General features: G+C 69.0%; 21 protein-coding genes. 4 read left to right on the plus strand and 17 right to left on the minus strand.

The window, feature by feature from the left end:
• Positions 1 to 12: 12 nt before the first annotated feature.
• The 15 genes from C507_RS23225 to C507_RS0104440 form a co-directional block, all read right to left on the minus strand.
• Positions 13 to 588: a class I SAM-dependent DNA methyltransferase gene (locus C507_RS23225; RefSeq protein ID WP_018698442.1), complete on the minus strand. Its 576-nt coding sequence runs from the start codon at positions 586 to 588 to the stop codon at positions 13 to 15.
• Complete coding sequence (locus tag C507_RS20330; RefSeq protein WP_018698443.1) at positions 585 to 1,334, minus strand: PIG-L deacetylase family protein; 750 nt, start codon at positions 1,332 to 1,334, stop codon at positions 585 to 587. The genes C507_RS23225 and C507_RS20330 overlap by 4 nt, the downstream gene beginning before the upstream one ends.
• A complete protein-coding gene (locus C507_RS0104380) occupies positions 1,331 to 2,455 on the minus strand; it encodes an acyl-CoA dehydrogenase family protein (RefSeq protein ID WP_018698444.1) in 1,125 nt (374 codons plus the stop codon). The genes C507_RS20330 and C507_RS0104380 overlap by 4 nt, the downstream gene beginning before the upstream one ends.
• Complete coding sequence (locus C507_RS20335) at positions 2,448 to 3,689, minus strand: glycosyltransferase family protein (protein WP_018698445.1); 1,242 nt, start codon at positions 3,687 to 3,689, stop codon at positions 2,448 to 2,450. The genes C507_RS0104380 and C507_RS20335 overlap by 8 nt, the downstream gene beginning before the upstream one ends.
• Positions 3,690 to 3,853: 164 nt before the next feature.
• Entirely contained in the window at positions 3,854 to 6,199 is a 2,346-nt protein-coding gene (locus tag C507_RS0104390) for a xanthine dehydrogenase family protein molybdopterin-binding subunit (protein ID WP_018698446.1), read from the minus strand.
• A complete protein-coding gene (locus C507_RS0104395) occupies positions 6,196 to 6,666 on the minus strand; it encodes a (2Fe-2S)-binding protein (RefSeq protein ID WP_018698447.1) in 471 nt (156 codons plus the stop codon). Before C507_RS0104395 ends, C507_RS0104390 begins: the two co-directional genes overlap by 4 nt.
• A gap of 23 nt (positions 6,667 to 6,689) precedes the next feature.
• Positions 6,690 to 7,550, minus strand: a complete 861-nt coding sequence (locus tag C507_RS0104400; RefSeq protein ID WP_018698448.1) for an FAD binding domain-containing protein — start codon at positions 7,548 to 7,550, stop codon at positions 6,690 to 6,692.
• Positions 7,551 to 7,552: 2 nt separating this feature from the next.
• Entirely contained in the window at positions 7,553 to 8,584 is a 1,032-nt protein-coding gene (locus C507_RS0104405; RefSeq protein WP_018698449.1) for an ABC transporter permease, read from the minus strand.
• Positions 8,581 to 10,092, minus strand: coding sequence for a sugar ABC transporter ATP-binding protein (locus tag C507_RS0104410; protein ID WP_018698450.1), 1,512 nt, complete (start codon positions 10,090 to 10,092; stop codon positions 8,581 to 8,583). Before C507_RS0104410 ends, C507_RS0104405 begins: the two co-directional genes overlap by 4 nt.
• A 106-nt stretch (positions 10,093 to 10,198) precedes the next feature.
• Positions 10,199 to 11,266, minus strand: a complete 1,068-nt coding sequence (gene torT / locus C507_RS0104415) for a TMAO reductase system periplasmic protein TorT (RefSeq protein ID WP_210162106.1) — start codon at positions 11,264 to 11,266, stop codon at positions 10,199 to 10,201.
• A gap of 39 nt (positions 11,267 to 11,305) precedes the next feature.
• Positions 11,306 to 12,277, minus strand: a complete 972-nt coding sequence (locus C507_RS0104420; protein ID WP_018698452.1) for a 5-oxoprolinase subunit C family protein — start codon at positions 12,275 to 12,277, stop codon at positions 11,306 to 11,308.
• The gene (locus C507_RS0104425) at positions 12,267 to 13,142 is read right to left on the minus strand and encodes a 5-oxoprolinase subunit B family protein (protein WP_018698453.1); all 876 of its coding nucleotides are present in this window, start codon (positions 13,140 to 13,142) and stop codon (positions 12,267 to 12,269) included. Before C507_RS0104425 ends, C507_RS0104420 begins: the two co-directional genes overlap by 11 nt.
• Before the next feature lie 20 nt (positions 13,143 to 13,162).
• The gene (locus tag C507_RS0104430) at positions 13,163 to 14,527 is read right to left on the minus strand and encodes an acetyl-CoA carboxylase biotin carboxylase subunit (protein WP_018698454.1); all 1,365 of its coding nucleotides are present in this window, start codon (positions 14,525 to 14,527) and stop codon (positions 13,163 to 13,165) included.
• A 4-nt stretch (positions 14,528 to 14,531) separates the two neighbouring features.
• Positions 14,532 to 14,768, minus strand: coding sequence for an acetyl-CoA carboxylase (locus C507_RS0104435; protein WP_018698455.1), 237 nt, complete (start codon positions 14,766 to 14,768; stop codon positions 14,532 to 14,534).
• Positions 14,769 to 14,808: 40 nt separating this feature from the next.
• Entirely contained in the window at positions 14,809 to 15,594 is a 786-nt protein-coding gene (locus tag C507_RS0104440; protein WP_018698456.1) for a 5-oxoprolinase subunit PxpA, read from the minus strand.
• 264 nt (positions 15,595 to 15,858) lie between these two features.
• Between C507_RS0104440 and C507_RS0104445 the strand changes: the two genes are divergently transcribed.
• Both C507_RS0104445 and C507_RS0104450 read left to right on the plus strand, forming a co-directional pair.
• On the plus strand, positions 15,859 to 16,779 hold the full coding sequence (locus tag C507_RS0104445) for a LysR family transcriptional regulator (RefSeq protein WP_018698457.1): 921 nt from the start codon (positions 15,859 to 15,861) through the stop codon (positions 16,777 to 16,779).
• Positions 16,780 to 16,880: 101 nt separating this feature from the next.
• Positions 16,881 to 17,597, plus strand: coding sequence for an HAD family hydrolase (locus tag C507_RS0104450; protein WP_018698458.1), 717 nt, complete (start codon positions 16,881 to 16,883; stop codon positions 17,595 to 17,597).
• Positions 17,598 to 17,685: 88 nt separating this feature from the next.
• Here C507_RS0104450 and C507_RS0104455 read toward each other — a convergent pair whose 3' ends face one another.
• The gene (locus tag C507_RS0104455; protein ID WP_018698459.1) at positions 17,686 to 18,315 is read right to left on the minus strand and encodes a class I SAM-dependent DNA methyltransferase; all 630 of its coding nucleotides are present in this window, start codon (positions 18,313 to 18,315) and stop codon (positions 17,686 to 17,688) included.
• Between the two features lie 224 nt (positions 18,316 to 18,539).
• Here C507_RS0104455 and C507_RS0104460 point away from each other — a divergent pair, with 224 nt between their 5' ends.
• Entirely contained in the window at positions 18,540 to 19,460 is a 921-nt protein-coding gene (locus C507_RS0104460; protein ID WP_018698460.1) for a choline/ethanolamine kinase family protein, read from the plus strand.
• 94 nt (positions 19,461 to 19,554) lie between these two features.
• Here the strand turns inward: C507_RS0104460 and C507_RS0104465 are convergent, their stop codons facing one another.
• Positions 19,555 to 20,358, minus strand: a complete 804-nt coding sequence (locus tag C507_RS0104465) for a DeoR/GlpR family DNA-binding transcription regulator (RefSeq protein WP_018698461.1) — start codon at positions 20,356 to 20,358, stop codon at positions 19,555 to 19,557.
• A 345-nt stretch (positions 20,359 to 20,703) separates the two neighbouring features.
• Between C507_RS0104465 and C507_RS0104470 the strand changes: the two genes are divergently transcribed.
• Positions 20,704 to 21,681 carry an ABC transporter substrate-binding protein gene (locus C507_RS0104470; RefSeq protein ID WP_018698462.1) on the plus strand — a complete coding sequence of 326 codons (978 nt, stop codon included), beginning with the start codon at positions 20,704 to 20,706 and terminating at the stop codon, positions 21,679 to 21,681.
• The last annotated feature ends 31 nt before the right edge of the window (positions 21,682 to 21,712 follow it).

Raw genomic sequence — 21,712 nt, forward strand, 5'->3', positions numbered from 1 at the left:
GCGCAGAGATCGCTATCCCAGCCGCACCACGGTGAGCCGGTAGCGCGGATGCAGATAGTCGTGCTTCAGCTGCACGAGCCCGTGCAGCCGCAACTCGTCCAGGAACAGCTGCCCGGCCTCGTCACCGTCCAGGTCTGTGTCGCATTCGCCCAGCCAGTTGACGATCACGCAATCGCCCCCCGGCACCAGGTCCCGGGCAACGTGCTTCGCAAGCTCCGCGATCTCGGGCGCCGACAGGAAGTACAGGACCTCCGACAGCACGATGAGATCGTAACGCCCGTCCGGCCAATCCTCCGGCACCTCGCCCACGACGATCTCCGCGCCGGGCACGTCGGCCAGGCGGCGCGCCGCGACGTCCGCCGCCACCGGTGACACGTCGACACCCACGTACCGGCCGCTGCGCAGAGCGAGCAGCTCACCGAGGACGGCAATCGAACAGCCGATCTCGAGGGTGCTGAGATAATGCTCGTTCGGCAACGCCGCGAGCGTGGTGCGGTATTTGTCGCGCTCGTAGAGGCTGGTCTCGTAGCCCCACGGGTCGGGATCGGTCCGGTACAGACCGTCGAAGACCTCACGTCGGTCGCTCACGGGCGCCCCTCCCGGATGAAGATCTCCGGCGCCTCGATGAAGTGGTGCTGCAACGCGGGCTCCATCAGGAACCCGTCCGGATCGTCGTCGATCAGTCCCGTCATCTGCGAGCGGTGCGCCGCCACCGCCGCCTGCTTGCGGTCCCGCTCGCCGGATGTCTCCAGCCTCACGAGGGTGCCGGCGCGGCTCAGCCGGTCCGGCACCGCGTCCGCGAACCGTCCCCAGACCGGGTAGCTGAAATGCTGCAGGTCGGGCCGGCGGCGGCACAGGCTGGCGGCGATCGACGCCGTCGCCTCGTGATCGCAATGGGGATCGCCGCCCCAGGCCGACCACAGCGCGGTCGCGCCGACATGGTCCACCAGTCCGGCCAGCGCATCGACCAGCGGCGCGATCTCGCCCTCCGCCTTGGGCAACGCGCAATCGGGAACGCCCAGCCACAGCATCGCGTCCGCGGTGCCGGTGAGGATCTCCACCGACCGCTCCACCTCCGAGCGCCGCAGTGCGGCAAGCGCCTCGGGCCCATGTGTTTGCGAGTTGGGATGCGAGCGGCGCCCGTCGGTCATCACCGCCACCACCACCCGGTGGCCCGCCGCGCGCGCCTGCACGATGGCCGCGCCGCAGCCCAGCGCCTCGTCGTCGGGATGCGGCGCAAGCACCAGCACTGTCCCCGGGCCGGTCAGATCCTCGCCCGCCACCCACGGGGCCTCGGCCGCGAGATCGAGAAGCGGACCGCGCGCCGCCCTCACCAGATCTCTCCCATCGGCGCGTCGCTCGCGGCGATCCGTGCGGCGGCCTTGGCGCGCTTCCCGTCGAGATTGGCCTGGCGCAGGAAGAAGCCGAGGTCGCGCCGGATGCGGTCGGCCGGGTGACCCTCGAAGAAGGACGCCGCGCCGATCAGCCGGTCCACGGTCTCCATGACCGTCAGGCAGGCGCGCTCCACCGCCTCGCGGGCGAGCAGGACGTACGCGACCTCCGTGTCGCCGGCGCCGGGGCGTTCCACCCGGCGCGCTGCCGCCTCCACCCACAGCCGGCCGGTTTCGCAGACCATCGCCAGGTCGGCCAGGCGGGCGGCGGTGATCGGCTCGTCGGCAAATCCGCCGGCCTTCGCGTGCTGGCGCGCGCATTCCGCCAGCGATTCCATGCCGCCGACGTGCAGCGCGCAGTAGCGCCAGACCCCGCCCTCGAAATGCGGCTCGCGCAGCCAGTCCCCGGGGTCCCCGAGGCGGGCCTGCGCGTCGAGGGCGACGCCATCGAAGGTGTAGGTGCCGGAGAGCGTCGCCTTCATGCCCGAAGTGGTCCACGAGGTCATGTCCATCCGGTCGCGCAAATCGGTCGCCACGAGATAGAGCTGCGGACCGTCGTCGGTGCGCACGGAGACGATGGCCGGAGACACGACGCCGAGCCCGGACGCGAACCGCTTTTCGCCCGACAGGACCAGCGTGCCCGCCTCCTGCGTGACGGTGAGCGGCCGCGCCCCGTCAGCGCCCCAGACACCCAGGATCGCGCCATCCGCAACTGCGGCCTTCACCGACGCGCGCTGCAGCGGGCTGGCATAGAGCGCCACGAGGCGCAGCGCGTTGAGATGGCCTTCGACGAGCCGACCAACGGAGAGGTTGGCACGGCCGATCCGGCGCAGGAGGCTGACGATCCCGTCGACGAGGGCGGCATCCGGCCACGGATCGGCATAGGTTGCGAGCCGGGCGAGGATCCCGGCGCGGCGCAGAACGGCGATGGACGGGGCGAGATCCTCCTCGCCGCGGTCGGCAGCGGCGGCATGGGTCTCGATCTCGGCGAAGGCATCCGCCTCGACCGCGCGACCCGGTGTTGCTCGCGCGGCTTCGCGCAGAATCGCGATGGGTTCACCCATGTTCAGTCTCCCTTGCGCAGCAATGCGCGATCCAGCGTCGGGCTTCGTTCGGCGTGGCCGGGACCGGTCCGCCTCCCCGCAGCGATGTCACCAAACGCCGCATGGCCGGCAGTTCGTCGGCCACCCGCGCGAGGCTGATGCGCTGACGCTCGAGCAGCGGGCTTCGCTCCTCGATCCTTCGCCAGACCTCTCCGAAGAAAAGCCCCGATGCCGACGCTTCGTTCCCCGGGGTCACCCCGAGCGCCCGCAGCACCTCCGCGCCGAACGGCAGCCGCGCCTCGAAACAGCCGCGCAGCCTGCCCCGCGCCCATGCCCTCAGCGCCGCCCGCGACGCCGGCTCCACCGTGTCGTCGGCGGGCGCGTGATCGCCGGCGAGGCGTTCGGCCAGCGTCGTGGCCATGCCGCCGGATGCGCGACCGTCGAGCCGGAACGAGGTCGTCACCCGGGCGTCCGAAGAGTAGGTGACGAACAAATCGCGCGCCTCGGCCGCGGCCACGAAGGCCCTGTCCTCGCCGCAGGCCAGTGTCGGCATGCCGCCGATCTCGCTGTAAACGGACCGGCGCACGGCGAGGCTGGCGCCGCCGGCGCAGCGATGCCGCGGCAGCGGATCGTGGGCGCGCGGGTCGAGCCGCGCACCGAGTTCGATGCTGAGGTCGACATACTCGGCTTCCGAGCGATAGCCCGGCCCCATCAGCGCCAGCACCGGCCCGGCTTCCACCGGATCGATGTCGATCGCCCCGCACACCAGGTCGGCACCGCGATCGATGCCGGCGAGGTTCGCATCGACCCAGCCCCGGCCGACCCGGGTGTCGGCATCGGTGGTCATCAGCGTGCCGCGCGGATCGATCAGAGCCGACGCGAGGTCCAGCGCCAGCCGCCGCGCCGTCCCCGCATTGGCGAGCGGCTCGGGAAAGCCAACCGACAGCACCAGGTGCGCGAGCCCGCTCTCGGAGAGGATGCGGCAGGCCCGGGCATAAGTGTCGTCCGTGGAATTGTTGACCAGAACCACCACGCCGCCGGCGCGGCGCGCGGCGCGCATGCTGCCGACGACCGCCTGCAGGCAGGGGCCGATGGCCTCCTCCTCGTTGCGTGCGGGAATGGCAACGGCATAGCGGCACCCGGCGGCCCAGCGGGCCATCGCTGGAGGCGACAGCGCGCGGCTGCCGGTGAACGGAGGCAGGTCGAGAAGCAGGATCGGGTCGGCGGGGAACACCGACGGGCAATGGGCGGTCATGCGCGCGCGTCCCGCGCGCTGCGGCGATTGGCTGACATGGGGCGATCCGCAACATCCGACGACGCCGGGTCGCCGCAGCCGGAGCCGGCTACGGACAATCTCGGCGCGATCAGAACGGCAATGCGCCCGCTTTTGTTCCTCCGGGCGGCAACCGGCGGGTTGCGTCAGCCCAGCCGGTTGGCGGACCAGTCCGGATCGATGTGAGAGAGATCGGGCGCCGGCTCGGTGCCGTCGATGAGCCCGAGCACGCGCGGCGGCGTCAGCGGGATCTGCTGCACCCGTGCGCCGGTGGCATTCGACACCGCGCAGGCGACGGCGGCGGCGACGTTGAGGATGGGCACCTCGCCCGCCCCCTTGGTGCCGAGCGGGCCGATGGACGGCGCGCCCTCGTAGAGGTCGATCTCCACCGGCACCACGTCGGGCGCGAGTGGCACGTGGTAGGTCTCGAAGCCCTGCTGGCGGATGCGGCCTTGCGCATCGATTGTGATTTCCTCGTGCAGCGCATAGCCGAGGCCCTGCACCACCCCGCCCTGGATCTGGCCGAAGATCGCCCGGGGATTGATGGCCCGGCCGACGTCCTGCACCACCGCATAGCTCAGGATCTCCACGTGGCCGGTATCTGGATCGACGGCGACCTCGCAGTCGTGGACGGCGAAGACCGGCAGGTCGAGGGCCTCGATCATGTGGCCGGCGGCGCAGCCGGGCATGGCGGCGGTGCCGGGGCCGGTGAAGGCGCCGTTGCCGGAGATCGGGCCCGTGGACACCTGGGCTCGGGCCGCGACCGCCGCGACCGAGACCTTTCGATCGGGAATGCCGGCGATGGAGACGTGGCCGTCGGCCAGTTCCAGGTCGCCCGGATCGGCCTCCAGCATGTCGGAGGCGATGTTGAGGATCTTCTTCTTCACCTCCGCGCAGGCGGCGGTGCTGGCGGCGCCGAGGGAGACGGTCTGGCGGCCGCCGCCGATGCCCACGTCGTAGCCGGCGGCGTCCGTGTCGGCGGCCCGGACGGTGACGTCGGCGGGCTGCAGGCCGAGGGCGTCGGAAACGATCTGCGGCAGCGCCTGCATCATCGAGCCAGAGCCGATCTCGACGCCCGAGGTTACCAGCGTCACCCGGCCGTCCGGGTTCAGATTGACGGTCGCGGCGGACGGTCCGACGAAGATGAACCAGGTGCCGACGACGGTGGCGCGGCCGTAGAGGCGGCCGTCGGCGTCCGCCTCGCGTGAGGGCGTGCGGGCCTTCAGCGCCGCCATCCGGTCGAGCATCGGGGCGAGCACGTCGCCCTCGAAGACCTGGCCGGTGGAGCCGAGGGACCGGTTGCCGATGACGGCCCGACGGCGGAACTCCAGCGGATCCATGCCGATGGCGGCGCAGATCTCGTCGGTGTGGCGCTCCAGCGCGAAGGTGTTGTAGGTGCCGTTGCAGGCGCGGAAGGCGCCGGTCGGCGCGGTGTTGGTGTAGACTGCGGTGGAGAGCAGCTTCACCGAGCCGAGCCGGTAGTTGCCGCCCAGCGTGTGCGCCGTCATCGTCGTCAGGAACGGCGTCTCGCCGCCATAGGCGCCGCAGTCCATCAGCACCACGGCCTCGCGGCCGACGATCTCGCCCTCGTCCGTCACCGCCGAGCGGATGCGGATCTCCGCGTTCTCGCGGCAGAGCGCCGTCTGCATCTCGTCGCGCCGGGTGTTGACGAGGCGGACGGGACGCCCCGAGGCGCGCGCCAGCAGCGCCGCGAACGGCTCCACGGCGAACTCGAACTTCAGGCCGAAACCGCCGCCCACCGCCGGCACCGTGACGCGCACGTCGGAGGGCGCGATGCCGAGCAGCTTGGCGGTGGTGTCGCGCACCGCCCAGGGCACCTGGGTGGAGGTCTCGATGTGGAAGCGGCCGTCCTCGAAGGAGGCGACGCAGGCACGCGGCTCCAGCGGCGTCTGGTTCTGCCGGCCGACCCGGAAGGTGCTCTCCACCACGGTGACGTCGTCGCGGGCGAAGGCCGCATCGGTGTCGCCGCGCTCCACCGTCGCCTCCCAGGCCACGTTTCCGGCCCGCTTGCCGCCTGGAAACAGCTCCTCGTAGTCGGCCCAGCCGGGATGGATCTCCGGCGCATCGGGCGCGAGCGCCTCGGCCATGGTGACGGCGGCCGGCAGCTCCTCCAGCTCCACGACGATGGCGTCGGCCGCGGCGCGGGCCTGGGCGAAGGTGTCGGCGGCGACGGCGGCGAGCGGCTCGCCGTGGAAACGGATCCGGTCGACGGCGAACAGCGGATGGTCGGCGATGGCGACGCCGTAGCGGCCCGGCGCGTCTTCGGCGGTGACGACGGCGCGGACGCCCGGCATGGCGCGGGCGGCGGCGGTGTCGATGGAGACGATGCGGGCCGACGCCACGTCGGCGCGGCGCACGGCGGCATGCAGCATCCCGGCGGCGGCGCGGTCGATGGTGAAGCGGGTGCGGCCGCGCAGCTTGTCGCCGGCATCGCGGCGGGCGAGGTCGGCGCCGATGACGGGAGCGTTCATTGCGCGGCCTCCGGCTGGCAGACCGACAGCGCCGCCTCGACGATGCGTTCATAGCCGGTGCAGCGGCAGATATTGCCGGCCAGTGCCGTGCGCACGGTGTCGCGCGAGGGCGCGGCGTCGGTCTCGAAGAGCGCGGTGAGGCTCATCAGGATGCCGGGAAAGCACATGCCGCACTGGACGGCGTCGTGGCGTTCCATGGCGGCCTGCAGCGGCGAAAGATCGCCGGAGGGATCAGCCAGCAATTCCACGGTGCGGATCTCGCTCCCCTCCAGCAGCCCGACGGGCGTCAGGCAGGAGACGGCGGGCTTGCCGTCGACCAGGACGGTGCAGGCGCCGCAGAAGCCCTCGCCGCAGACGTGCTTGGCGCCGGTCAGGAAGAAGGTGTCGCGCAGCACGTCCGCGAGCGGCGTGAGAGGCGGCGCCGCGACGGCGCGCTCCTCTCCGTTGACGACCAGATTCACCGGCATGGCTTCCACTCCCAACAGGGCGTTCAACGGGAGGCGGCAAGCGCCTCAATGGCGCGGCGTACCAGCGCCGGCAGCACCCGCACGCGGTAGGCGCCGGAGGCCTCGACCCCATCACGGGGCGCGAAGACGCCGGCGTGCTCCCGGGCAGCGGTTGCCGCCGCCTCGGGATCGAGCGGCTGGCTCGCAAGCGCCTCTTCCAGCGCCGTCCAGCGCGCCGCCACCGGCTCGACGGAGCCAACACCGATGCGGAGATCGGCGATGGTGCCGTCGGGCGACACGGCGACGTTCATCGACACGATGGCGACCGGGTAGTCTCCGGCCACCCGCAGCGGCAGGCGGGTATGGGCGCTGACGCAGTCGCCGCGGGGGACGATCACGCGGACGATGAGCGAGCCGGCGGCGGCCTGGTCGCGGGTGGCGAGATAGCCGGCAAGCGGCAGGCGTTCGGTGCCATTCGACCCGGCGACCTCAACCTCGGCATCAGCCGCCAGAAGCGCCGGCGCAAGATCGGCGGCGGCGAAGCCGGAGGCGGCGAGATTGCCGCCGACGGTGGCCACGGCGCGCACCGCAGGCGTTGCGGCGTGGCCGGCCGCCTGGGCAAGGCCGCGCATCTCCGGCAGGCCGGCGAGCCCACCGGCGAGCTCGGCATGGGTAACGCAGGCGCCGATGGAGACGGCGTCGGCGGCGATCTCGACGCCCTTCAGCGCCTCGATCCGGCCGAGCGCCACGTAGAGCGGGCGGATCGGCTCGTCGCGCAATTCGGCCCGCATCAGCCAGGTGGCCCCGGCCATCGGAACGGCGTCGCCACCGGCCTCTGTCAGCACCGCCACCGCATCGTCCACCGATGTGGCGACGTGCAGTCGAGCCTCGTGAGCGGCGACCATGATCAGGCCCGCCCCATCAGCATCCGGTAGCGGATCTGATCGAACACCACGGCCAGGATCAGCACGCCGCCGAGCAGCACCATCTGCATGTAGGAGCTGACCTGGGCGAGGTTCATGCCGTTCTGGGCCAGCGTGATGAAGATGGCGCCAAGCACCACGTTCTCCACCCGGCCGATGCCACCGCGCAGCGACACGCCGGCAATCACGCAAGCCGCGATCGATTCAAGCGCCACAGTGCCGCCGAGGTTCGCTTCGCCGCTTTCCACCCGCGCGGTGAGCAGCAGGCCGGTGAGCGAAGCGATCAGCGCGCACAGCCCGTAGGCGGTCATCAGCGTCGCCTTGGTGTCGATGGCGGAGAGCTTCGCCGCCTTCTCGTTGCCGCCGACGGCATAGATGTGCGCGCCGAGCCGGGTCCGCGCCATGAGGATCCACATGGCGACGATGACGACGAGCGCCACCAGCACCGGCACCGGAACCCCGAACAAGCGGCCGAAGCCGAAGATGTTGCCGAACTCGAACGGCATGCCGGAGACCGGAACGCCGCCGGTGAGGAACAGCGAGATGCCGGCCACCACGGACGACACGCCGAGGGTCATGATGAACGGCGAGACGCCGAAATAGGCCACGCCGATGCCGTTGACGACGCCCACGAGGGAGGCGGCGAACAGGCCCGCGAGACAGCCCAGCGCTATCACCAGCCACACCGCGTCCGGCATGATCCCGGCCAGCGCCACCATGACCAGCGCGGCGGTGACCGAGGTCAGCGCGATCACCGCGCCGACGGAAAGGTCGAAGCCGCCCGTCAGGAGCGCCAGCATCTGTCCCATGGAGACAAGCAGCAGGTACACCGACTGGCGGAAGACGTTCATGAAGTTGCCGACAGCGAGGAAGCGGTCGGACAAGAGCGAGAACGTCACGATGGCGATGACGAGGAAAAAGGGCAGCACGCCCAGCCGGAGAAAGATGGAGCGCAGGATGGCGACGAGGCCGGACCGGCCCTTCCCCCTCCCCTCGGCAGACACGGTATCGCTCATGCGGCCTTCCCCTCGTCGTCGAAAAAGTGAGCGAGCACGCTCGCCTCGTTGATGTCGTCGCCCTCGAGCTCCGCCGCGATGCGCCCCTTGGAAAAGACGAGCAGGCGGTGAGCGAGGTTCATGGCCTCCGGCAGGTCGGAGGAAATCGCGATGACCGCCTTGCCCGCCTCGGCGAGGTCGCGGATCAGCCGGTAGATCTCGGAGCGGGCGCCCATGTCGACGCCGACGGTCGGCTCGTCGAGGATATAGACGTCGTAGTCCCAGCCGAGGCCGCGGCCGAACAGCGTCTTCTGCTGGTTGCCGCCGGACAGTTGCGCGGCGAGGCGCGAGCGGTAGGGCACGGGCAGCGCCACCTGTTCGGCGATGGCCTCGACCTTCGCCGCGATCCGGCCCCACGGCAGGAGGCCCGCTCGCGACGGCATCGCCGGCATCACGCCCTGGCTGAGATTGTTGCGAACGGAGAAGGCCAGCTGCAGCCCCTCCGCCTTCCGGTTTGCGGTGAGATAGTAGACGCCGCCGCGCATCATCTGCCGGGTGGAGCGGCCGGTGACGTCGGATCCGTTCAGCGTGACGGAGCCGCCCTCGGTGGGGATCAGCCCCATCAGCGCGCGGAAGCAGCGCGACTTGCCGGAGCCGACGAGGCCGGCCACGCCCAGCACCTCTCCGGGCCGGACAACGAAGCTGACGTCATCGATCCCCGGCGCGCTCAGGTTGCGCACCGAAAGCACCGGTTCGGCCGGCGAGCGCTTGATGACCGGATAGATCTCGGCGATGGCGCGGCCGGTCATCATCTCCACGAGCTGGCTTTCGCTGGTGTCGGCGATGTCCACGGTGCCGATCTTCGCGCCGTCGCGCAGCACGGTGACGCGCTCGGCGATGCGGGCGAATTCCTGCACCCGGTGGGAGATGTAGATGATGCCGACGCCCCGGGCCTTCATCTTCTCGATCACCCGGAAAAGATGATCGACCTCGTGGTTGGTCAGCGAGGCTGTCGGCTCGTCGAGGATGAGGATCGAGACGTCGCTGTGGAACGCCTTGGCGATCTCGACCATCTGCTGCTGGGCGCGGCTGAGGCGCGCGACGCTCGCGTAGGGGTCGATGTCGAAGTCGAGCTCGGCGAACAGCTCCCGCGCACGCCGCCGCATGGCGCCGCGGTCGGTGAAGATGCCGCGTCCCGGTTCGTCGCCGAGGAAGATGTTTTCCGCCACCGACATGGTCGGCACGAGCGAGAATTCCTGGAAGACGGCGGAAATGCCTTTCTCCCGCGCGTCGGCGACGCTGCGGAACTGGACCGGCTCGCCGCGCACCTCGATGACGCCGTCGCTGGGCTCCGACGCGCCGGCAACCATGGAGATGAGGGTGGATTTTCCTGCCCCGTTCTCGCCGAAGAGGACGTGCACCTCACCGGCGCGCAGCTCGAAGTCGACGGCGTCGAGCGCGACCACGCCGGGATAGCGCTTGGTCAGGCCGCGGGTGCGGATCAGGACTGGATCGGAAGCCTCGGTCATCGTCGAACGATCCCGCAGAGGAGAAGGGTCAGGCCCTGAGACCGGCGAACCGGAAGACCGCCCGCCGGGAGCACACGGCCCCCGGCAGGCAAGGCTGGCAACCGGTCTAGTTGACCGAGAACACCGGGCTGAAGTTGGCCGGCGGCAGGATGTTGTCGCGCGCCACGTCCTTGATGTTGGCCTCGTCGACCACGAAGATCTTCGGACCCACGTGCTTGACGTAGTCCTTGCCCTCGAGGACGCGCACGGCCTGGTCGACCGCGATGCGGCCCTGGATGACCATGGAGTCGGCCGGGGCGGCGGAGATGAAGCCGCGCTCGATGCCCTGGTAGACGCCCGGCGTCATGTAGAAGGACAGGATGCCGACGTCGCCCATCAGCCCGCGCTCGCGCAGCAGCCCCTGGGCGGCCTCCGCCGTCACCGCGGTGCCGGCGATGTACTTCACGTCCGGGTCGGCCTGCAGCACGTCTTCTACGAGGCGCTGCTGGGCTTCCTTGCCGGTGTCGCCGTAGCGCGGCTCCAGCACCTCGACAGCGGAGCCCTCGACGGCCTCCATGAAGCCCTTGTGCGCGGCTTCCACCCAGCCGGCGCCTGCCGGTCCGGGGAACCAGCCGACCTTCACCGTCTCGCTGCCGGACGGGTGCTTCTCGGCCAGGTACTTACCGGTCTCCGCGCCCATCGTGTAGAACGACACCAGCGACTTGGCCGCCAGGTCCGGCGACGACATGCCGTTGATCACGTCGATCACCGGGACGTCCTTGCCCTTCAGCTCGGAAACGACGTTGTTGAGGCCGTCATAGGAGATCGCGCCGATGATGACCGCGTCGGCGCCGCCGGACACGCAGTCCTCGATCTGGTTGATCTGGTTGTTGAGCTCGGTGTAGCCGCCGGCTTCCACCACGTTGAGCTTGACGCCCAGCCGCTTGGCCTCCTCCACGACGCCGTAGTCGACGCCGAGCCAGTAGGCGTCCTTCATGTGCGGGAAGGACACGCAGATGTTCCAGGGCTTCTCGGCCTTGTCGAGAGCCTCGTAGGTCATGTCGGTCGTCTCGCCGTCGGTCGAGAACGCCGGGGTGACCTCCTGCGCGTCGTACGGGTACCAGGCGTCCGCCGCGAAGGCCGGGGTCGCCATCATGGCGACGCCGGCAAGCAGCACGGTGCTCATCCTCGTCATCTTCATTTCCACTCTCCGGTCAGCAAGGTTGTTGTTGGTTCAGGCGAGCTCAGACTTCAGCTCTTGGTAGAGACGGGCGCGGTCGGCCCGCGCCGTCAGGGCTTCGTCCATGGTGACGCTGACGAAGCGCGTCGGTGTGTGCGGCTGGAGCTGGCCGATCAGGTCCATGTCGGCGGAGATCACCGCGCCCAGCGTGAAGTAGCCGCCGCCCGACACCGCGTCGCGGTGCAGGATGATCGGCTCGGTGCCGCCGGGGACCTGGACGGAGCCGTAGCTGTAGCAGCCGTCGACGATGTTGGAGGGATCGGAGCCCGCTCCGAACGGCTGCTCGCGCTCCTTGAAGGAGAGTGGCCGGCCGCCGCGGAAGCGCACGCCCATCCGGTCGGCCTCGGGCGCGACCTTCCACTCGTCCTCGAAGAAGTTGCGGCCCGCCTCCTCGGTGATGAGCCGCCAGTAGAGGCCCGGCAGCACCCGCAGCTCCGCCGGGGAGCCCGGCAGGCGGCGGAGCTTCTCCGGAACGGTGCGGCCTTCCGGCGCCCCCGCGCTTTCGCCCAGCGGCAGCATGTCGCCGACGCCCACCGCGCGGCCCTCGACACCGCCCAGCGCGCCGATCAGGTAGGTCGACCGGCTGTCGAGATATTTCGGCGTCGCGATGCCGCCGGAAATGGCGATGTAGGCGCGTGCGCCGCGGCGCAGATAGTCGAAGGAGACCACCTGCCCGGCCTTCACCTTGAAGGCGGTCCAGCAGTCGCGCTCCTCGCCGTCGACCTTCGGCGGGATCTCGCCGCCGGTGACGGCGACGGTGGCATCGGACTCGAACTCCAGCGTTGGCCCCATGAAGGCGCTTTCCAGCACGGCCGCGCCCTCGTCGTTGCCGACGAGCAGGTTCGCGGCACGCACCGCGTAGCGGTCCATGCCGCCGGAGATCGGAATGCCGAGGTGGAAATAGCCCGGCCGGCCGAGGTCCTGGATCGTGGTGAAGAGGCCCGGGTTGACGACCTTAACCGACATTGAGCGCCCCCATCAGCTTGGCGTTGGTCCCCTCCGGATCGGCCTCGAAGGCGGCCAGATCGAAGTCGACTTCCCTGATCTTCGGCGTGTAGCGGTTCGCCTCGACCTCGCCGAGGATGTGGTCGTATTCCTCGCGCCCGATCGGCGAGAACTTCACGATGTCGCCGGGCTTGAAGAAGACCATGAAGTCCTTCAGGTAGCTGGTCTCCTGCTTCGGATCGAAGATGGTGACCGGCGTGATGCCGAACATCTGGTAGCCGCCGGCGCCGCGCACCGAGTAGATGCAGGAGAAGCAGCCGCCGTAGCCGACCGTCTGCTTCGGCGTGTCGGTCCGGGGCCGCACATATTTCGGCACCTCGAGCTGCTTCTCGCGTTCCACCAGCTGGTAGAGGAACGGCAGGCCGGAGACGAAACCGACCATCGACACGAACCAGGGCGCGGAATGGTGCGCCTTGATGAAGTCCTCCACCGTGTCGAAGCCGTTGATGCGCGCCGCGTAATCGAGATCCGACCCGGACGAGTCCTGGTGCCGGTCGCGGAACCGCATGAGCGTCTCGTGGGTCCAGGGATCCTGGTAGTAGACCGGGAACTCCACGATGCGCGTGGTGAGCCGCTTCTCCGCCGTCTCCGCGTGGGACTCCAGCGCCTTCAGCTCGGCCATCATGTCGTCCGGCTTGATCCGGTCCGGGTCGAACTTGACCTGGAAGCTGGCATTGGCCGGACAGATCTCCGTGACGCCGTCGATGTTGGCAGCGCGCACGGCGTTGCTGATCGAGAGCGACTTGAAGAAGGCGTCGAGCGACATCTCCTCGTCCATTTCGACGAAGATGTGCTCGTCTCCTCCGAAGGAATACCGGGTCTTCATCTCCCCTCCCTCTGTTGTCCTCAATCCGCCGTAAGCGGCGACGCTTCGAGCCACGGCTCGAGGAACTGGGTGTGCACCTTGCCCGACCGCACCGAGGCGTCGCGGGCGAGCGCCTTGTGAAGCGGGATCGTGGTCTTCGGCCCGACGATGGTCAGCCCCTCCAGCGCCTCGGCCATCGCGTCGATGGCCGCGTCCCGGGTCGCAGCATGGACGATCAGCTTGCCGAGCAGCGAGTCGTAGAAGGGCGGGATCGCGTAGCCGTCGTAGAGCATGGTGTCGAAGCGCACCGCGTCGGACGGCGGCACCGACACCGTCTCCACCACGCCCGGCGACGGCATGAACTGCATCGCCGGGTCTTCGGCGTTGATGCGCACCTCGATGGCGTGGCCGTCGAGCGTCACGTCGTCCTGCGACAGCGACAGGCTCTCGCCGCCGGCGATCCTGAGCATCCAGGCGACCAGGTCGATGCCGGTGACCATCTCGGTCACCGGGTGCTCCACCTGGATGCGGGTGTTCATCTCGATGAAGTAGAATTCGCCGGCCGCCTCGTCGTAGAGGAACTCCACCGTCCCGGCACCGCGATAGCCGACGCTGCGGGCCAGATCGGCGGCAGCCGTGCAGATGCGCTCGCGAGTGGCCTGGTCGAGGCAGGCGGCGGGCGCCTCCTCCCAGACCTTCTGGCGGCGGCGCTGCAGCGAGCACTCGCGCTCGAAGCAGTGGATGGCGTTGGTTCCGTCGGCCAGCACCTGCACCTCGATGTGGCGCGGCGCGGTGATGACCCGCTCCAGGTAGAGGCTGCCGTCGCCGAAGGCGGCCTTCGCCTCGGCGCGGGCCTGGGGGGCGATGCGCTTGAGTTCGTCGGCGTCCGCCGCGATGCGGATGCCGCGCCCGCCACCGCCGGCGGCGGCCTTGACCATCACCGGGTAGCCGACGGTCTCGGCCGCGGCGAGGGCTGCCTCTTCGTCGGCGACCAGGCCTTCGGAGCCCGGGACCACCGGGACGCCGGCCTCCTTGGCCGCCTCGCGGGCCGCCGCCTTGTCGCCCATGCGGGAGATGGTCTTGCCGGACGGTCCGACGAAGACGAGCCCGGCGGCCTCCACCGCGTCGGCGAAGGCGGCATTCTCCGACAGGAAGCCGTAGCCGGGATGGATCGCGTCGCAGCCTGCCTCCTTGGCGGCGGCGATCAGGGCCTCGCCGTTGAGGTAGGATTTCGCCGCCTGGGGCGGGCCGACACAGACGGAGGCATCGGCGAGCCGCACGGCCAGCATGTCGGCGTCGGCCTCGGAGTAGGCCTGCACCGCCTCCATGCCGAGCGCATGGGCGGCGTGCACGACGCGAACGGCGATTTCGCCCCGGTTGGCGACAAAGACGCGGCTGAGCGCCATGGGATCAGCCGTCCAGCTCGGCCAGCACGGCGCCGGCGGTGACGGGTTCCTCGTTCTCCACCTTGAACGCGGTGATGGTTCCGGCGGTGTCGGCCTTCACCTCGATGAAGGACTTCATCACCTCAACGAGCCCGACCACCTCGCCCACGGCGACCGTGTCACCGACCTCCTTGTAGGGCGCCTCATCCGGCGAGGGCCGCCGATAGAAGGTTCCGGGGATGGGGGAGCGGATTTCAGCCATTGGGTTTCCTCCTGGAAGCGGGGTGTGCGGGTCGGCCAGATCAGGCGGCGGCGGACATCACCTCCGCGGCCGGCATGATGCGGATCCCGTTCTCGATGAGCGCGTCGCGGATCGCCGTTCCGATGGCGAGCGCTCCGGGCGTGTCGGAATGGAAGCAGATCGATTCGAACTCGATGTCGATGTCGACGCCGGAGGCGGTCATCACCTTGCCCGTGGTGCAGGCTCGGACGCAGCGCTCGGCCACCTCCTTCGGGTCGAGGACCCGCATGTGGCGGGTGAAGACGATGGTGCCGTCCTCGGCGTAGTCGCGGTCGGAATAGAACTCGCGGATCACCGGGTGCCCCGCCGCCTTGCAGACGCGGAACGTCTCCGAAGCGCCCATGCAGAAGATCGGGGTGTTGGGGCTCGACCGGCCGAGCGCTTCCACCAGCAGGCTCGACAGCTCGGCGTTGCGGGCCGCCTCCATGTAGAGCGCGCCGTGCGGCTTCACGTGCTGCAGCGTGCCGCCGTAGCGGCGGGTGAACTCGCGCAGCGCTCCCACCTGGTAGAGGATGTCGTTGACGAGCTCCTCGGCCTTGGCGTCGATGCGCCGCCGCCCGAAGCCCTGGATGTCGTCGTAGCCGGGATGCGCACCGATCCCGATTCCGCGCGCCACCGCGCCCTGCACCACGGCATTCATGATGTTCGGGTCGCCGGCATGGAAGCCGGTGGCGACGTTGGCCGAGGTGATGAGATCCATCAGGTCTTCGTCGGAGGCCTCCGCGTTCGCCCACTGGCCGAACGACTCTCCGAGATCGCAGTTCAGGTCGACGATACTCTTGGGCACGCTTGAGCCTCCCTGCTTCGGCCCCGGTCGGACCGGTGTTCCTCCTCAGATCGTCTGCTCAAGCCTTCCGCACGCCGCTTCCGGTATCAAATTCGTTTTTTCGAAAGACGGAAATCAGCGTCATCGATTTTGACGACGCCTTCATCGCAGCGCAGCATCGACTTCTTCCCGGAAATCAGCCAATATTGACGCCGCAAAGACGTTCATCGTATCGGAAAATCCGATACTCCATTATCGGCTGATTGTTGCGCTGGCAGGGAATGCATGAACTTTCGGCAGGTTAAGTATTTTGTGGCCACGGCCGAGCTGGGCCAGGTCTCCCGCGCTGCAATGGAACTGTCGATTTCCCAGTCGACCATCACCACCGCCATCAAGGACCTCGAGGCGGAGATGGACACGCGGCTGTTCGCGCGAACCGCCCAGGGGATGGAGCTGACGCAGGCGGGCCGCCGCTTTCTCGATGCCGCCTACCGGCTCTTGGCCACCGTCGAGGAGGCGCTGCATTCCGGCACGGAAAACGAGGAGATCTCGGGGACGATCTCGGTCGCGGCGACCTACACGGTGATCGGCTATTTCCTGCCGCAACACCTGGAGAGGCTGGAGCGGCGCTACCCGAACCTGACCATCCGGCTCTACGAGTTGACCCGGGAAATGATCGAGGACGGGCTCATCACCAACCGCTTCGACATGGCGGTGCTCTTGACCTCCAACGTCGACAATCCGGAACTCTCCACCGAGACGCTGCTCTCCTCGCAGCGACGCCTCTGGGTCCCTTCGGGGCATCGTTTTCTGCAAATGGAAATGGTCAGCTTCAGGGAAATCGCTGAAGAGCCCTACATCATGCTCACCGTGGACGAGGCCGCGCACACCGCGCTGCGCTACTGGAGCAACACCGAACACCAGCCGCAGATCCGCCTGCGGACCACCTCCATCGAGGCGGTACGCTCCATCGTCGCCAACGGCCAGGGCATCGCGATCCTCTCCGACATGGTCTACCGGCCGTGGTCGCTGGAAGGAAAGCGGCTGGAGACCATCATCCCGGCCCAGCCGGTGCCCTCCATGGATGTCGGGCTCGCCTGGCGCAAGGGCGCCCAGCTCACCCCCGCCATGCGCCTGTTCCGCGACTATTTCCGCTCCCAGTATCAGGGACCGCACTCGTCCCACACGCGCGTCGGCCCGGGCTGACCGGGAGCGTCATCTTCCTCGTCTCGGGGGGTTGCATCACCGGGCGGGCCGGCCCACACCGCCCGCTAACCCCGACCCGGACCAATCCCGCGAGGAAAAGCGTGCACATCAAGGGAATCGTCTTCGACAAGGACGGAACGCTGATCGACTACGCCCGCACCTGGGTGCCCATCAACATCCGCGCCGCCGAGCATGCCGCGGCCGGTGACGCCGATCTCGCCCGCCGTCTTCTGGACGTCGGAGGCCACCATCCCGACGACAACGTGGTCGCCGGCGGCAGCCTGCTCGCGGCCGGCCACACCGGCGAAATCGCCGAGGCCTGGATCGAGGCCGGCGCCCCGCACAAGCACGCCACGCTGGTCGATGCGCTGGACGCGATCTTCACCGAGGGCGCGGCCGGCTCCGTTGCCGTCACCGACCTTGCCGCCCTCTTCCGGCGGCTGGTGGACCGAGGCGTTGCGGTGGGCGTGGCCACCAGCGACAGCGCGGCCGGCGCGCGCGCGACGCTGAAATCGGTGGGCCTCGACGGGCAGACCTTCTTCGTGGCCGGCTACGACAGCGGCCACGGCGGCAAGCCCCAGCCGGGCATGGTCAACGCCTTCTGCCGGGACAACGGACTGGACGCGTCCGAGGTCGCCGTGGTGGGCGACAATCTGCACGACATCCACATGGGCCGCGCTGCCGGCTGCGCCCTCGCCATCGGCGTCCTCACCGGCACCGCAAGCCGCGAGGAACTGGAAGCCGAGGCCGACCATGTCATCAGCGGCATCGACATGCTGGAGGCGCTGTTCGATCGGCTGGAGGCCTGGCCGGCATGAAAAAGGCCCGGCCGGATCGCGGTGGATCCGGCCGGGCCGAAATTCTCAGGCAGCAGCGGCGGCGGCGTGCGCCGCGCCGTTCGTCCCGTCAGGAAATCTTCAGGACCACCGCGCGGCTCGGCACCGTGTCCGGCCGGCCCGGCATGGAGACATAGGACGGCGTCTCTTCCATAACCGTCCAGACGCCCTTGGTCTGCTGCGCCTTCAGGTAGTCGCCCAGCCCCTCCTTGTAGAGGGAATCCTTGATGGTCACGACCAGGAAGCCACCGGGACGGGTGATGCGGACCAGCTCGTCGAAGCCTTCCTCGCCCACGTGCCCGACCGTGAAGACACCTGCAGCCACGATGGCGGCATAGGTGTCATCGGCCATCGGCAGCGTCTCGCCCAGCGCCGCGATGTGAAAGGCAGAGTAGACGTTCTTGGAGCGCGCCACTTCCAGCATGCCCTCGGAAATGTCGAGCGCTTCCGCCTGCTTGTAACCGACGATGTCCATCCATTCGCCCAGCAGTCCCGTCCCGGCGCCGGCATCCAGGACCGGCCCTTCGCCGCGTGGCAGGTAGCGCGTCAGCATTGCCAGGCAGATGTTGGGATGGCGGTAGCCGAGGGTCGCCATCTCCGTGTCGTAGCGCTTGGCCCAGTCGTCGTATTTCTTCGCCACGTCCGCGGTGCTTTCGGCGGAATAGACGACGTCGAGGCTTTTGGCGGGGTCGTTGCTCATGAAAACTCTCTTCTGGAAGTTCGTCAGATGCGCGCGCCGAATCCGCGATCACGTCGTCGCCGGGGCATGCGCTTGAAACGCGGGATGGGGCGATGATAACGCTTTGTGGGTATTTTTGGAAGTTTGACGGATATCGAGGCTTCACGCCATAGATATCCAACGAATTCCAACACAACGATGACGGTGGCCGCCCCTGGCGGACCGCCCTGGAAGGAGAAGAGCGCATGGACACCCAGACCGCCCTGACCCGCCTCCGGCAGGTTCCCGGCTTCGAAACCGTCTCCGACGGCGACGTGACGATCGAGCGCCTGGGCGGGCTGACCAACGTGGTCTTCAAGGTGACCCGCGCCGGCCGGACCTACCTTCTGCGCATCCCCGGCGCCGGCACCGAAAGCTACATCGACCGCACGGTGGAGGCGCACAACGCCGTCGCCGCCGCTCGTGCGGGCGTCTCGCCCGAGGTCTTCCACTTCGACAAGGAAAGCGGGCTGATGCTCGCCGACTACATCGACGCGCCGACCATGTCGCCGGAGCTCTTCCGCTCGACGCCGGGCGCGCCCACCCGCGCCGCGAACGCCTTCCGCACGCTGCACCGGAGCGGCCAGACCTTCGAATTCCGCTTCGAGCTCTTTTCCATGATCGACGGCTATCTGAAGGTGCTCGCCGACAAGAAGGCAGAGCTGCCTCAGGGCTATCACGACGTGGTCGCGGAGGCGGCCGCGGTGCGCGAGGCGCTCGACGCCCATCCCGCCGCGCTGGCGCCGTGCCATTGCGATCCGCTGTGCGAGAACTTCCTGGATACCGGCGACCGGATGTGGATCGTCGACTGGGAATATTCCGGCATGAACGATCCGCTGTGGGATCTGGGCGACCTGTCGGTGGAAGCCGGGTTCGGCCCCGAGCACGACCGCGAGATGATGGAAGCCTACTGCGGCGGCTCGGTCGACGACGCGACCTTCGGGCGGATGGTCATCTACAAGGCCATGTGCGACCTGCTGTGGACGCTCTGGGGCCTGATCCAGCACGCCGACGGCAACCCGGTGGAGGACTTCTGGGCCTATTCGGTGGAGCGTTTCGAGCGCTGCAAGGCGCTGATGGCCAGCCCGGACTTTGCCGGCCACCTGGATGCCGTCCGCAAGGGCTGACCGGCTTCTGCCGTGGGAGAAACCGGCCCGGTGACCGCAAGCGCGCCCTGTCGGCCGTTCGGAGCGGCCGGATTGGCGCGGCGACGGTCCGGTGTCACGCGAGTTCGGCGTCGGCCACGTCGTCCGGCTCCGGCTCGCTCTCCACGCTGAGGATCCGCGCCTCGTGATGAGCGAGCGCCGCCGCCAGCGCGTGCGGCGGCGGACGATCGCAGACCAGCGTGCCGATGCCGTCGAGGCCGCAGACCTTCACCGGCGCCTGGTTGCGGAACTTGGTGTGATCGGCCACCACCATCGACTGGGTCGACTGCTCGATCATGGCGCGTGCCAGCTCCGCTTCCTGAAGATGGAAGTCCATGAACCCGCCCTCCGGGTGCACGGCGCCGATCGACAGGATCGCGTGCCGCGCCCGGAAGTTGCGGATGAACTGGATCGTGGTCTCGCCGAAGGCGGCGTTGTCGCTGGCGCGGATCTCGCCGCCGGCCAGATGCACCCGGTTGCCCTTGCCCCGCACCAGCGTGCGCGCGATCTCCGTGCCGTTCGTCACCACGAACAGATCGCGGCGGGCGAGCAGCGCCCGCGCCACGTAGGCCGTGGTGGCGCCGTTGTCGATCATCACCGCGTCGCCGTCCTCGATCTCCTCCAGCGCGCGCTGGGCAATCGCCGTCTTTGCCGCGGCGTTCAGCGCCATGCGCTTCTCGAACTCCGCCTCGCCGGTGCGCTCCGGCAGGAGCACCGCACCGTGAACGCGCTCCACCAGGCCGCGCGCGGCCAGCGCCTTGATGTCGCGTCGGACGGTCTCGTCGGAGACGCCGAGGCTGCGCGTCAGGTCGGCCACCGAACACGAGCCGGACGTTTCCAGCTCTCGCATGATCGCATTGTAGCGGGCGGTCTTGTGCACCGTGTGCTCCTCGCCTGGCGAACCCGGCGACCTAACCTGTCGCGGGCGGCGCGCCGAACAGTCAGCAGACACGCAGATTTACCACGAGTCCCTGCCCGGTTGCACTGGGATTTTGTGGCTTTTTGTGGCCTTTCGGTTGACAGTTGTGGTTTTTGAGCCGCAAGATGTGTTGGATTTCAAAGTCGGCGAGTTCGGGCGGCCTTCCGGAAGGGGGGTCGGCTTCGCTCGTCCCGGTTTCGGAAGGCCGACCACGAATGGCGGTCACCCACCCTTCCGACACCGGTGGCTCCGCGGCCGTCCGGCCCGGCGCGACACCTTCAGACGACACTGCAAGGGGAGACTTCCATGACCAGCCGACACTCGATCACGACTGCCGGTGCCCGCCTTCTGCTCGGCGGCACCATCCTGGCGGCCGCGGCCGGCAGCGCCTTCGCCCAGAGCGTTCCGGAATCCGAAGATCCCATCAAGATGACGGTCAACGACTGGACCGGCCAGGAGATCACCACCCGTGTCATGGGCGGCGTGCTCGAGGAGATGGGCTACAACGTCGAGTATGTTCAGGCCGACTACCTCGCCCAGTTCGCCGGGCTGGAGAGCGGCGACCTCGACGTGGCCATGGAGATCTGGGAGACCACCGGCAAGGACGCGCTGACCAAGTCGCTGGAGACCGGCGACACCGTCGATCTCGGCGAGACGGGCATGGAAGCCAAGGAAGAGTGGTGGTACCCGGCCTACGTCAAGGAAGACTGCCCGGGCCTGCCGGACTGGAAGGCGCTCAACGAGTGCGCCGAGCTGTTCGCCTCTCCCGAGACCAGCCCGAAGGGCCGCTATCTCGGTGGCCCGGTGACCTGGGGCGGTCATGACGAGGAGCGCATCGAGGCGCTCGGCCTGGACTTCGAGGTGATCCACGCCGGCACCGATGCCGCGCTGCTCGCCGAGGTTCAGTCGGCCTACCAGCGCAAGAAGCCGATCCTCGCCTGGATCTACGCGCCGCACTGGGCCCCGATCCAGTTCGAGGGCGAGTGGGTCAAGTTCCCGGAATATGAGGACGCCTGCTACGAGGACGCGAGCTGGGGCGTGAACGAAGAGAAGGCCTACGACTGCGGCAAGCCGTACGGCTGGATCAAGGCTGTCGGCTGGGCCGGCGGCGAGGAGAAGTGGCCGGCCGCCTACCAGGCCATCCGCAACTTCACCATGACCAACGAGGACATGGGCGAGATGATCGGCAAGGTCGACGTCGACGGCATGCCGCTGCAGGTTGTGGTCGACGAATGGATCGACGCCAACCAGGACACCTGGAAGAGCTGGATCCCGAAGGGCTGATGCACCATCGCGGACGGGGCCATCGCCGCCC

It is taken from the genome of Amorphus coralli DSM 19760 (genome assembly GCF_000374525.1).
In the GTDB taxonomy this organism is placed as follows: Bacteria; Pseudomonadota; Alphaproteobacteria; order Rhizobiales; family Amorphaceae; genus Amorphus; species Amorphus coralli.

Coding starts and splice junctions, on each gene's coding strand:
- C507_RS0104380 (WP_018698444.1), bottom strand. CDS start 2,455: ATGGGTGAACCCATCGCGATTCTGCGCGAAGCCGCGCGAGCAACACCG.
- C507_RS20335 (WP_018698445.1), bottom strand. CDS start 3,689: ATGACCGCCCATTGCCCGTCGGTGTTCCCCGCCGACCCGATCCTGCTT.
- C507_RS0104390 (WP_018698446.1), bottom strand. CDS start 6,199: ATGAACGCTCCCGTCATCGGCGCCGACCTCGCCCGCCGCGATGCCGGC.
- C507_RS0104395 (WP_018698447.1), bottom strand. CDS start 6,666: ATGCCGGTGAATCTGGTCGTCAACGGAGAGGAGCGCGCCGTCGCGGCG.
- C507_RS0104400 (WP_018698448.1), bottom strand. CDS start 7,550: ATGGTCGCCGCTCACGAGGCTCGACTGCACGTCGCCACATCGGTGGAC.
- C507_RS0104405 (WP_018698449.1), bottom strand. CDS start 8,584: ATGAGCGATACCGTGTCTGCCGAGGGGAGGGGGAAGGGCCGGTCCGGC.
- C507_RS0104410 (WP_018698450.1), bottom strand. CDS start 10,092: ATGACCGAGGCTTCCGATCCAGTCCTGATCCGCACCCGCGGCCTGACC.
- torT (WP_210162106.1), bottom strand. CDS start 11,266: ATGACGAGGATGAGCACCGTGCTGCTTGCCGGCGTCGCCATGATGGCG.
- C507_RS0104420 (WP_018698452.1), bottom strand. CDS start 12,277: ATGTCGGTTAAGGTCGTCAACCCGGGCCTCTTCACCACGATCCAGGAC.
- C507_RS0104425 (WP_018698453.1), bottom strand. CDS start 13,142: ATGAAGACCCGGTATTCCTTCGGAGGAGACGAGCACATCTTCGTCGAA.
- C507_RS0104430 (WP_018698454.1), bottom strand. CDS start 14,527: ATGGCGCTCAGCCGCGTCTTTGTCGCCAACCGGGGCGAAATCGCCGTT.
- C507_RS0104435 (WP_018698455.1), bottom strand. CDS start 14,768: ATGGCTGAAATCCGCTCCCCCATCCCCGGAACCTTCTATCGGCGGCCC.
- C507_RS0104445 (WP_018698457.1), top strand. CDS start 15,859: ATGAACTTTCGGCAGGTTAAGTATTTTGTGGCCACGGCCGAGCTGGGC.
- C507_RS0104455 (WP_018698459.1), bottom strand. CDS start 18,315: ATGAGCAACGACCCCGCCAAAAGCCTCGACGTCGTCTATTCCGCCGAA.
- C507_RS0104460 (WP_018698460.1), top strand. CDS start 18,540: ATGGACACCCAGACCGCCCTGACCCGCCTCCGGCAGGTTCCCGGCTTC.
- C507_RS0104470 (WP_018698462.1), top strand. CDS start 20,704: ATGACCAGCCGACACTCGATCACGACTGCCGGTGCCCGCCTTCTGCTC.